This is a genomic window from Halioglobus maricola (genome assembly GCF_009388985.1).
Classification (GTDB): Bacteria; Pseudomonadota; Gammaproteobacteria; order Pseudomonadales; family Halieaceae; genus Halioglobus; species Halioglobus maricola.
In genome coordinates this window covers 161,248-172,488 of the sequence record NZ_CP036422.1, presented here as the reverse complement: position 1 = coordinate 172,488, position 11,241 = coordinate 161,248, and the positions used below count along the sequence as shown (strand labels likewise).

At 56.3% G+C, this 11,241-nt stretch carries 9 protein-coding genes; 8 read left to right on the top strand and 1 reads right to left on the bottom strand.

Going from position 1 to position 11,241, the window contains the following annotated elements; all coding sequences use genetic code 11:
- Positions 1 to 143 precede the first annotated feature (143 nt).
- The 8 genes from EY643_RS00785 to EY643_RS00750 all read left to right on the top strand — a co-directional run bounded on the left by EY643_RS00785 (position 144) and on the right by EY643_RS00750 (position 10,725).
- On the top strand, positions 144 to 1,379 hold the full coding sequence (locus tag EY643_RS00785) for an alginate export family protein (protein ID WP_152660408.1): 1,236 nt from the start codon (positions 144 to 146) through the stop codon (positions 1,377 to 1,379).
- A 57-nt stretch (positions 1,380 to 1,436) separates the two neighbouring features.
- Positions 1,437 to 2,057: an ANTAR domain-containing response regulator gene (locus tag EY643_RS00780; protein ID WP_240732785.1), complete on the top strand. Its 621-nt coding sequence runs from the start codon at positions 1,437 to 1,439 to the stop codon at positions 2,055 to 2,057.
- A complete protein-coding gene (locus EY643_RS00775) occupies positions 2,054 to 3,235 on the top strand; it encodes a CmpA/NrtA family ABC transporter substrate-binding protein (protein ID WP_152660407.1) in 1,182 nt (393 codons plus the stop codon). Before EY643_RS00780 ends, EY643_RS00775 begins: the two co-directional genes overlap by 4 nt.
- Before the next feature lie 287 nt (positions 3,236 to 3,522).
- Entirely contained in the window at positions 3,523 to 4,914 is a 1,392-nt protein-coding gene (locus EY643_RS00770) for a CmpA/NrtA family ABC transporter substrate-binding protein (protein WP_152660406.1), read from the top strand.
- Between the two features lie 97 nt (positions 4,915 to 5,011).
- Positions 5,012 to 5,956 carry an ABC transporter permease gene (locus EY643_RS00765; protein ID WP_420841659.1) on the top strand — a complete coding sequence of 315 codons (945 nt, stop codon included), beginning with the start codon at positions 5,012 to 5,014 and terminating at the stop codon, positions 5,954 to 5,956.
- A gap of 18 nt (positions 5,957 to 5,974) precedes the next feature.
- Positions 5,975 to 6,865 carry an ABC transporter ATP-binding protein gene (locus tag EY643_RS00760; RefSeq protein WP_152660404.1) on the top strand — a complete coding sequence of 297 codons (891 nt, stop codon included), beginning with the start codon at positions 5,975 to 5,977 and terminating at the stop codon, positions 6,863 to 6,865.
- A 5-nt stretch (positions 6,866 to 6,870) separates the two neighbouring features.
- On the top strand, positions 6,871 to 8,079 hold the full coding sequence (locus tag EY643_RS00755) for an NAD(P)/FAD-dependent oxidoreductase (RefSeq protein ID WP_152660403.1): 1,209 nt from the start codon (positions 6,871 to 6,873) through the stop codon (positions 8,077 to 8,079).
- 21 nt (positions 8,080 to 8,100) lie between these two features.
- Positions 8,101 to 10,725: a nitrate reductase gene (locus EY643_RS00750; protein ID WP_152660402.1), complete on the top strand. Its 2,625-nt coding sequence runs from the start codon at positions 8,101 to 8,103 to the stop codon at positions 10,723 to 10,725.
- Between the two features lie 27 nt (positions 10,726 to 10,752).
- Here EY643_RS00750 and EY643_RS00745 read toward each other — a convergent pair whose 3' ends face one another.
- Positions 10,753 to 11,235 carry a hypothetical protein gene (locus tag EY643_RS00745; protein ID WP_205743113.1) on the bottom strand — a complete coding sequence of 161 codons (483 nt, stop codon included), beginning with the start codon at positions 11,233 to 11,235 and terminating at the stop codon, positions 10,753 to 10,755.
- Between the last annotated feature and the right edge of the window lie 6 nt (positions 11,236 to 11,241).

Genomic DNA, 11,241 nt, shown 5'->3' with positions numbered 1-11,241 from the left:
TCAAGGTTTACAAGATTTGGCCCGAAGTTTGCAATGCACGAGCGTCCCAACAATTTGACTTTTCTGGCAACGAAGCCTGTGCGCATACCGAGAGAAATCCCGGAGCTGCGCATGGGCTTTTGTCGTTTTTAAGGAGTAGAAAAATGGCAGTATCTTTCATGAGACGCTCGATTCTGGCAGCCACTGTGGCCGGTGCAATGACAGCACCCGCATACGCCGAAGAAGCAGATTCCACATCCTTCACCAGCATGTTCACGGAAGGAAAGGCGTCTTTCAATTTCCGTTATCGCTACGAATATGTCGATCAGGATGGAATAGATCGCAACGCCAAGGCTTCCACCTTGCGCTCGCGCCTGACCTTCACATCCGCCGCTTACAAGGGTTTCTCGTTTCTGACCGAGTTTGACGACGTCACTGCCATCGGCGACGACGACTACAACTCCACAGCGAACGGCAACACCCAGTATCCTGTCGTTGCGGATCCGGAAGGCACTGAGGTTAACCAGGCCTGGGCCAAATACAGCTTTGACAAAGCCTCCGGCGCCTACGGTCGCCAACGCATTCTGCATGGTAGCCAGCGCTTCATCGGTGGTGTCGGTTGGCGTCAGAATGAGCAGACCTACGACGGATTCCGCGCCTTGTACAAAAGCGATGCAATCACTCTGGACTACGCCTACGTCTACAACATCAACCGGATTTTTGGCCCGGACGACGGCCCTGTACAACCGGCCAACCACCACGGTGAAAATCACTTTGTTCGCGGCGATTGGAAAATCGCTGACAGCCACACTCTGACCGGCTTCTACTACGGGCTCGAGATCGACGAGGACAACGACTATGCGGCGGGCAAAACTGTCGGTAACTCTTCCGACACCTACGGGCTTGAATATGCTGGCACATTTGGCCCCGTCGGCCTGAAGGGCGCATGGGCAACCCAGTCAGACGCCGGCGACAGCCCGCTGGACTACGATGCCGACTACTACATGCTCGAAGGATCTTTCGGATTTAGTGGCGTCAAAGCCACGTTGGGTTATGAGGTATTGGGTGCCGGCGACGGTGTGGGGTTCAAAACTCCCTATGCCACCCTGCACAAGTTCCAGGGTTGGGCTGACAAGTTCCTGATCACACCCGGGGACGGCATCGAGGATATGTACGTTGGACTCGCCGGCAAACTGGGGCCGGTCAAGCTTGCCGGCATCTACCACGATTTCGCCGCGGAGGACTCGTCGGACGACTACGGTTCCGAAATCGACCTGGTAGCTACCTGGGCTTACGACAAAAACTGGAGCTTCCAGCTCAAGTACGCCAGCTTCTCTTCTGACTCGGATGCATACGCTGATACCGATAAAGCGTGGATGACGGTAAACTTCAAGATTTGATTCTGGAGATGCCAGTATCGGTGGGGGTATCCACCCCCCACCGACACACTTTCTTACGTGCCTAAACAAGATGAAGCAGCTGCGGTGCTGAGAGTGATACTCGTCGACGACGATCGCTCCCGCGCCACCATAGTAGAAAGAAAATTGAGAGACGTCGGTTTCGAAGTACTCTCTGTCATTCCCACGGCCTCGGGCCTGTTGTACCAGATGGCCCAACAGGAGCCAGACGTTGTGATAATCGCCCTCGACTCTCCCGACCGGGACGTCCTCGAATCATTGAGCATTGCCTCAAGCCATAACCCACGACCGGTTGTCATGTTTTCTGAGGCGGGCGACCAGAGCTTTATCAGCGATGCTATCCGCGCTGGTGTCACGGCCTACCAGGCCCAGGACATCAATGCCGAGCGAGTGCGCGCGGCCATCGATATCGCCGTGGCCCAGTTCTCTGCGTTCAATAATTTACGAGAAGAACTGGATGAAACCCGGCGCCAGTTGGAGGAGCGCAAGCTCGTCGAAAAAGCCAAGGGCCTGTTAATGACAGTACACAAGGTCGACGAGGAGGAAGCTTTTTCCACCCTACGCAAACTCGCTATGGACAAGAACCGCACTCTTGGCGAAGTCGCCAGGGAGGTCATTGAAATCCTGGAGCGCACCCAACTAAAAGGAAAGGGCCGATGAGCGATGTGACACGCCTGCCACCGGCAGAAAAAAATGAATTGAGCCTGGGGTTTCTCAAACTCACTGATAGCGCTCCGCTGATCATGGCCCAGGAACTCGGCTTCTACGAAAAATACGGCCTGCAGGTAGATTTGCAGCATGAAGTGTCCTGGGCCAACGTGCGAGACAAACTGGTGGCCGGCGTGTTGGACGCGGCGCAAATGCTCTCACCGCTGCCGCTAGCGACATCGCTCGGCGTGGGTGGCATGCGCGCGGAAGTCATTACCGGACTGGCACTCAGCCTTAACGGCAACGCGATCACGGTGGGCCAGGGCCTGGCCCACCAGATAGCCGAACATGGCGGCGACCCCGCCCAGGGTGCATGCAGTACCGCAACCGCTTTTGCCCGCTATCTCAAAAGTGGCGATAGGCAAATCACCCTGGCCGCAGCGCATACGTTCTCCTGCCACACCTTGTTGCTGCGCCACTGGTTGCGGGCTGGGGGCATAGACCCCGAACGGGACGTACACATCATCGTGCTACCGCCGGAGCAGATGGTCGATAGCCTGGGCCGAGGGATCATCGACGGCTTCTGCGTCGGTGAGCCTTGGAACAGTATGGCCGTGCAATACGGCATCGGAACGGTACAAGCCACGGGCTACCAGATCTGGAACAACGGCGTAGAAAAAGTGTTGGGTGTCACCGAAAACTGGCACCAGAACAATCCCGGCAGTCACCTCCGCCTGCGTCTGGCGCTAATGGAAACCTGCACCTGGCTATCTCACCCGTTCAACCGGGAACAAACAGTCTCGGTCTTGTCCGAACCACAGTATCTGGATCTTCCCCCGGAAGTATTGCGCCCCGCGCTGACCGGACAATTCTCGTTCAGCAAGGGTGAAGCGGAGGCAGATCTGCCGCACTTTCACGTGTTTGGGCGGTTCCAGGCAGGCTTCCCCTGGCGTTCAGATGGCGAATGGCTGCTGAACCAGATCGGCGACCTGATGGGCAAAACCTTGCCCGCTGAGGATGTGAGATCGCTTGTACAACGCACCTTCCGCACCGACCTATACCGCGAGGCAGCGCGCCATCTGGCCCTGCCCTGCCCCAACCAGGACTACAAGCCATTGGGGCAACACAGCGAAAACTGGGAGATTGAACCCGGTATAGAGCTCGGCCCTGATCTCATGCTCAGTTGCTGAACTCTTGCTGAATTACTGAACGCCCAAAATTAGAGCCGGCGCGTGCCAGTTTGGTGCGCCAGGCCATCGCGGTGGCTGTAAATGCTTCTCCAATGCCACCCCGTTACACCTTATGTCTTTGTTTTTAATAGATTTCTTATAAGTTGGCGCGGCTTTTGTAACCGTCTAGCCCAGTAACACCAACTACATCGCTAATCTCTCCTTGAGCATCGACGCTCTCCCTCTCTGGCCGACCCGCCGGTGTACGAGGAGAGTGATTGCGTATTTGTTCACACGAGGGGTAACCGATGATTCGCAAAACAATCTTCTCCATAACTCGCCGCCGCTTGGGCGCGTTGGCTCTGGGTTCCGTACTTAGTGCCACACTGCCCTTTTCCGCATACGCCGAACTGGGCGAGCCGGAGAAGGACGAGCTGAAATTTGGCTTTATCAAACTGACTGACATGGCGCCGCTGGCAGTCGCCTATGAAAACGGCTACTTCGAGGACGAAGGCCTGTACGTAACCCTGGAAGCCCAGGCCAACTGGAAAGTGCTGCTGGACGGCGTCATCGACGGCCAGCTCGACGGTGCCCACATGCTCGCGGGCCAACCACTGGCTGCAACCATCGGCTTCGGCACCAAGGCCCATATCGTCACCCCCTTCTCCATGGACCTGAACGGCAACGGTATTACCGTATCCAATGCTGTATGGAAGGAGATGAAGAAAAATATCCCTCACGAGGACGGAAAGCCAGTTCATCCGATCAAGGCTGATTACCTGAAGCCCGTTGTCGACAAATACATCGACGAGGGCAAGCCTTTCAACATGGGCATGGTGTTTCCGGTATCCACACACAACTATGAGCTACGCTACTGGCTGGCAGCCGGCGGTATCCACCCCGGATACTACGCGCCGCACAAGGGCGACATCTCCGGCCAGATCGATGCCGAGGCGCTGCTCTCTGTAACACCTCCCCCGCAAATGCCTGCTACTTTGGAAGCTGGCACCATCTATGGTTACTGCGTGGGTGAGCCTTGGAACCAACAAGCGGTATTCAAGGGTATAGGTGTTCCTGTCATCACCGACTACGAAATCTGGAAGAACAATCCGGAAAAAGTATTCGGCATGAACAAGGCGTTCACCGAGAAATACCCAAACACCTCAATTCGCGTGGTCAAAGCACTTTTGCGCGCTGCCAAGTGGTTGGATGAGAACGACAACGCCAACCGTCCCGAGGCTGTCGAGATCCTGTCTCGCTCCGAATATGTGGGGGCGGACTATGACGTGATTGCCAATTCCATGACTGGCACTTTCGAGTACGAGAAAGGCGACAAGCGTGAGATTCCTGATTTCAACGTGTTCTTCCGCTACAACGCTACCTACCCCTACTACTCCGATGCGATCTGGTATCTGACCCAGATGCGCCGCTGGGGCCAGATCTCCGAGCCCAAGTCTGACGACTGGTACTTCGAAGTCGCAAAGAGCGTGTACCGCCCCGATATCTATCAGGCCGCAGCTGAAGCGCTGATCGAAGAAGGCGAAATGAAAGCTTCCGAGTTCCCAAGCTTCGCCAGCGAAACTGGCTTCAAGCCCGCCCAAACCGAGTTTATCGACGGCAAGGTTTTCGACGGCAGCCAGCCAAATACTTACCTGGAACAGTTCCCCATCGGCCTGAAGGGCGATGAAGTAGTCAAGTAACAACGATGATCCGGCCTCCGCTTGCGGAGGCCTGTACCCAAGGAAAGCCCCGATGTCAGAAGCAGTAGCCACACAATCCGACGACCGATTCCAACAGATGTTGTCCCGGATAAGTTCCAAGTCGTTCATCGAAGGTTTGCTGCTACCCGCAGTCGGCATCTTCATTTTTCTGCTGGTCTGGCAGTTTGCGGCCAATCGAATTGATACATCCCTGGGGCAATTCCCGGGGCCGGTAGAGGTGTGGGAACAGGTAGAAAATCTCGGCGCTGAGCACACTCGCGAGCGAGAAAAGGAAGTAGCCTTCTACGAACGTCAGGACACGCGCAATGCCAAGAAACTGGCCAAAAACCCCGACGCCGACATAAAGATACGTCCCTATACAGGCAAGCCCACTTTCATCGACCAGATATTTACCAGCCTGGTCACAGTAGCGGCGGGTTTCCTGATCGCCAATCTAATCGCTATTCCGCTGGGTATAGTCTGTGGACTGTCAGCCGGGATGTACAAAGCAATGAACCCCATCATCCAGATATTCAAGCCGGTATCGCCACTCGCCTGGCTGCCGCTGGTGACCATGGTCGTGTCAGCAACCTACACCGCGGAAGACCCAATGCTGGAGAAAGCATTTCTGAACTCCGCCATCACCGTGGCGTTGTGCTGCCTCTGGCCCACTCTGATCAACACCACCGTAGGTGTCGCTAGTATCGACAAGGACCTGGTCAACGTCAGTCGTGTAATGGCCCTGTCACCCATGGTGCACGTACGAAAAATCGTTATCCCGGCCGCAATACCGATGATTTTTACCGGGTTGCGCCTGTCTCTGGCAACAGGATGGATGGTACTGATCGCCGCAGAAATGCTGGCCCAGAACCCCGGCCTCGGCAAATTCGTCTGGGACGAATTCCAGAACGGCAGCTCCAACTCGCTGGGTCGTATCATGGTTGCCGTACTGGCCATTGGCCTGATTGGCTTCATGCTCGACCGCCTTATGCTGACCCTGCAAAAGCGGGCAAGCTGGGACAAAACAGCCGTACTGCGCTAACTCACAAGGAACCGACAAATGGCAATGAAGTATCTCGACATTACCGGCGTTGGCATCGAATTCGATACCAACGGCACCAAGTTTCGCGCACTGCAGAACGTCAATCTGAAAATGGACCAAGGGGAATTTGTTTCCCTGATAGGACACTCTGGCTGCGGCAAGTCCACTGTACTGAACATTGTCGCGGGCCTGTACAACGCGACAGAGGGCGGTGTCGTCCTCGAGGGCAAGGAAGTTCTTGAGCCCGGCCCCGATCGCGCTGTTGTGTTCCAGAACCACTCACTCATGCCCTGGTTATCCGTCTACGAGAATGTTGAACTTGCGGTAAATCAGGTATTTCGCAAATCCAAAACCAAGGCTGAGCGCAAAGAGTGGATTGAACACAACCTGAAACTGGTCAACATGGACCACGCCCTGCACAAATTGCCCGGTGAAATCTCAGGTGGCATGAAGCAGCGCGTGGGCATTGCACGCTGCCTTGCCATGCAGCCCAAGGTGCTACTCATGGATGAACCCTTCGGCGCACTGGACGCCCTGACGCGAGCCCAATTGCAGGATTCGCTGATGGAAATTCAAGCCGAACTCGGCAACACCGTGATTATGATTACCCACGATGTAGATGAGGCTGTACTGCTGTCAGATCGCATTGTCATGATGAGTAACGGCCCAGCGGCCACCATTGGAGAAATACTCGATGTGAATCTGGCGCGGCCGCGCGACCGCCTGGAACTCGCAGAGGATCCGGAGTTTGTTCACCTGCGACAGCAGGTATTGGAATTCCTCTATGCCAAGCACAGCCATCCCGAAAAGAAACCATCAACGGAAGTTGCCGAAGCAGTCGTGCTCGAAACCGCTATCGAGGGAGCAGTAGCTACCGAGGCTGGCGCAACCAAAATCGAGGCGGCCTGATCTCCATGAAGCAGCGCCTCCTCATCGTCGGTGCCGGTATGGCCACGGCCTACCTGTTGCAGCAGTTAGATCAACAGATTCATGACTACTGCATTACCGTTGTCGGCGATGAGGAGGATGTTTGCTACAACCGGGTTCTGCTTTCCAATTTGCTGGCAGGTGAAAACAGCGAAGACGACTTGCACATGCTGCAAGCGATGGAGCGAGTCCAATTCATACCTGGAAGCCGCATCACCGACCTTGGCACCACCGCCAGAATCGCCTTCAGCGAAAACGGCGAATCCTTCCCCTACGACAAATTAGTACTAGCAACCGGCTCAAGCGTCGCCCGACCAGACACTGACGGTACCGAGCTAAAAGGATCAATGGTATTTCGCAGCCTGGCAGATGCCAGAGAACTCCATACGCTCGAGACCTGCGGCAAACGCGCAGTGGTGATAGGCGCTGGACTACTTGGGCTTGAAGCAGCCCACGGGCTGGTAAAACTGGGCTTCGAAACCTGCGTGGTTCACCGCAACCCAGTCATCATGAATCGTCAACTGGACAGCGAGGGCGGATCACACTTACAACAGGAGCTGGAGGCCAAGGGAATAGCGTTTCGTCTCAGCTCCTCCCTCAAAGAGATCCGCGCAAACGACGGAAGAGTCTCCGCCATAGAGTTGGACGACGGCTCGGTCGAAGTGTGTGACCTGCTACTGTTCGCCTCAGGTATCGTCCCTAATGTCCAGTTGGCCCGACGTGGGGGAATCGATGCCGACCGAGGTATCTTGGTAGACGCCTATCTGCGCACTTCCAAACCAGGTGTATTCGCCCTGGGCGAGTGCTGCGAATTTGGCCAGCAGGGCTTCGGTCTGGTGGCGCCGATCCGTCGCCAGGCTGAAGTACTGGCCCGTTACCTGTGCGATACGCCAACATCAGGCTTCGCTATCGAAGACTATCCAACCCAATTGAAAATTTCCGGCGTGGACATCTACCGCGCGGGTGAACTCGACAGTGATGCAGAACAAATCGTGCTGCGCGATAGCGCCAGTGGGCTCTATCGACGCCTTGTCGTCAGGGACAATCGCCTTGTGGGCGCCGTCCTGGTTGGCGACAAACGCGGCGGCACCTGGTACTCAGAACTAATACGAGAGGGCTGCGATATCAGTGCTCTACGCAACTCTCTTATCTATGGTAAGGAAGTGGCCGAAGCCCAACTGGGCGCTGCCGCCTGAAGCGAAACTCTGTAGATTCCTATGAAAGAATGCAATACAACCTGTCCTTACTGTGGTGTCGGCTGCGGCGTTCGTGCCGAGGTCGAGGGGGCAAAAGTCATCAAAGTCGTGGGGGATGGGGACCACCCCGCTAACGCCGGCCGCTTGTGCGTGAAGGGGACAGCACTGGCTGAGACCCTTGGAGACGAGGGACGGCTTCTACATCCGCAACTGGCGGGAGAGCGGGTCAGCTGGAACCACGCCATCGATACCATCGCCACCAAAATACGCCAGACTATCGAGACGCACGGCCCCGAGTCCATCGCCATGTATCTCTCAGGCCAACTGCTCAGCGAAGACTACTACGTCGCCAACAAGCTGATGAAAGGCTTTCTTGGCAGCGCCAATGTAGACACCAATTCACGCCTGTGTATGTCTTCTGCGGTGGCGGCCCACAAGCGGGCCTTCGGTGAAGACATCGTGCCATGCACTTATGCAGATCTTGATACCTGCGATCTGCTGGTAATGGTCGGCTCCAATGCCGCATGGACCCACCCGGTGGTTTATCAACGGATAGTGGCAGCTAAGAAAGACAATCCTGACAAACGTATTGTCGTTATCGATCCCCGGCGCACAGCCACCTGTGACATCGCGGACCTGCACCTGCAAATAAAGCCGGGCTCCGACGCTTACGTGTTCAGCGGCCTGCTAAACCATCTGCAAAACAACAGCGCCATCGACGAAGAGTACGTGGCGCGCCATACCCGCGGTCTGCCTGACACATTAGCCGCTATTGGCGATCTGGACATGGATACGGTCGCCGAAAGCTGTGGACTGGATCCCATTGAGCTCAATCGTTTCTACAGCTGGTACGCCAACACTGATCGCACCGTCACCATGTTCTCCCAGGGCGTCAAGCAATCCGCGACTGGCACGGACAAGTGCAATGCCATTATCAACTGCCATCTCGCTACAGGCCGCATAGGCAAGTCCGGAGCCGGGCCCTTCTCCATCACAGGCCAACCGAATGCGATGGGCGGTCGCGAAGTCGGTGGCCTCGCCAATCAACTGGCAGCACACATGGATTTCAGCCCCGCAGAGATCGATCGGGTGCAGCGTTTCTGGGAAGCGCCAGACATGATCGACGCGCCCGGTCTGAAGGCCGTAGATCTGTTCCAGGCCGCAGCGGATGGCAAGATCAAGTTTCTGTGGATCATGGCAACAAACCCCGCCGTGAGCCTGCCAGACTCGGACATGGTAAAACGCGCACTTGAGCGGTGTGAGTTTGTCGTGGTATCCGACTGCACTGAGCAAACCGATACCGCCACTCACGCCGATCTCCTGCTACCCGCTGCCCCCTGGGGCGAGAAAGACGGGACTGTGACCAATTCCGAACGTGTTATCTCTCGCCAACGGAAGCTCGTGGCGCCGACCGGCGAAGCCCGACCTGACTGGCAAATCATTACTGATGTGGCCCAACGCCTCGGCTTAAAACAATACTTTGACTACCCGAATCCAGCCGCTGTATTTCGCGAACATGCCGCACTTTCCGGTTTTGAAAATGAGGGTAGCAGGGCTTTCGATATTGGAGCCCTGGCCCAGCTCAGCGATGAAGAATATGCAAACATGGAGCCGATTCGCTGGCCAGTGCGGACCAACGACGATGATTCTGAGCCACTCGCGGACGGCCGGTTCTACACAGCTGACGGCCGCGCAAAAATTGTTCCACTGGTACCCGAGCTGCCTCAAGCCCAGAACGACATCACCGTGAATACAGGTCGCCTGCGCGATCAATGGCACTCCATGACGCGCACTGGCCGGGTACCTCGCCTGTCGCAGCATCGGGACTTTTTCAGCATCAGTGTTAATCCGGAAGACGCCGCCAAAGCCGGGCTCGTCGAGGGCGATCTGGCGCAACTGGAGAACTCACTGGGTATGGTGCGCGGGTTGGTCATGTTGGACCCCGGTATAGCCCGTGGCCAGAGCTTTATCCCTATTCACTGGAGCGAACAATTTTCTACTCTGGGCAAGGTCAGTCAACTGATACCGGCAGTGACCGACCCGGTATCGGGCCAACCCCAATCCAAGTTTTCATGCGCAAACATCGCTGCCGTCCCGGTTGCATGTTGGGGGATGGTGTTCAGCAAGGACCCACTGCAGGCAGAGGGTATCGACTACTGGTCTCGGATCGCGGTCAAAGGAGGGTATCTGACTATCATCGCTGATGGTCGCAGCCCAGCCCGGGTGGCCGAGTTTCTAAAACAGGCACTGGCCGACAAGAAGCAATCGGTATCTGCTTACAGCGACGCAGAGCACGGAGACTTGCGAGAAGTCAGTTCAAACAATGGCCGTATCAGCCACGCCCTGTTCCTGCACCCGGACCGCAACGCCCTACCCCTGCGAGCCTGGCTGTCGACCCTCGCAGACCAGACGCCAGGCTGGGAACTGCTCGCCGGCTTCAGCAGCGAACGTCCGGACACAGGAAAAATGATCTGTAGCTGTTGGGAAGTGGGCGAAACGGAAATTGTGACCGCCATCGCAGCGGGAGCAAGCAGCGTCGAGGCTTTGGGCGACGCTCTCAAATGTGGCACCCAGTGTGGCTCCTGTATTCCTGAACTCAAAGCGATTCTCTACTCGGAAGACGAACAAATTCGAAACGCCGGTTAGATATGCATGCAAATCCTCTGAGGTTCGCTACTGCACATATACGCCATGCCTGGCGAGCCAGCGTTCATCGAGAACCCATCGAACGCGGTTTACGTTTTCATGGGCCCCCACCAGCTTTCCCGCACGCGACTGCACTGCGGCAAGTTGCTCCTGCGCAGCCATCATCGCCGGAGAGATAGCACTCTCAGTCTCGAGCTCAGGGAACAGGATGCGCAGGCCCTGAATAGCTGACAATTGGGCTGAGCGAGGGCTGGACATGCTGGCTACCCCTTCCTCAAGAGACAACACTCGAAAGGAATAGGGATAAGCCGCGAGTTCAGCATCAGCGTCGAGCAGATCATTCAACTCGCCGACCCGGGTGTCCATGTTCAGTAGCCACGAGAACAGAACCACCACCGCTACGGCGCAGAGCCCGATAACATAGCGGCGGACGAAAGGGTCAGTTCCGGGCGATTGATCAGCGACTTCCATCAGTACATCTGTTCCTCGATACAACTCGCGATCAGCCACGGCAAA

Coding starts and splice junctions, on each gene's coding strand:
- EY643_RS00750 (WP_152660402.1), top strand. CDS start 8,101: ATGAAAGAATGCAATACAACCTGTCCTTACTGTGGTGTCGGCTGCGGC.
- EY643_RS00760 (WP_152660404.1), top strand. CDS start 5,975: ATGGCAATGAAGTATCTCGACATTACCGGCGTTGGCATCGAATTCGAT.
- EY643_RS00765 (WP_420841659.1), top strand. CDS start 5,012: ATGTTGTCCCGGATAAGTTCCAAGTCGTTCATCGAAGGTTTGCTGCTA.
- EY643_RS00785 (WP_152660408.1), top strand. CDS start 144: ATGGCAGTATCTTTCATGAGACGCTCGATTCTGGCAGCCACTGTGGCC.
- EY643_RS00775 (WP_152660407.1), top strand. CDS start 2,054: ATGAGCGATGTGACACGCCTGCCACCGGCAGAAAAAAATGAATTGAGC.
- EY643_RS00770 (WP_152660406.1), top strand. CDS start 3,523: ATGATTCGCAAAACAATCTTCTCCATAACTCGCCGCCGCTTGGGCGCG.
- EY643_RS00755 (WP_152660403.1), top strand. CDS start 6,871: ATGAAGCAGCGCCTCCTCATCGTCGGTGCCGGTATGGCCACGGCCTAC.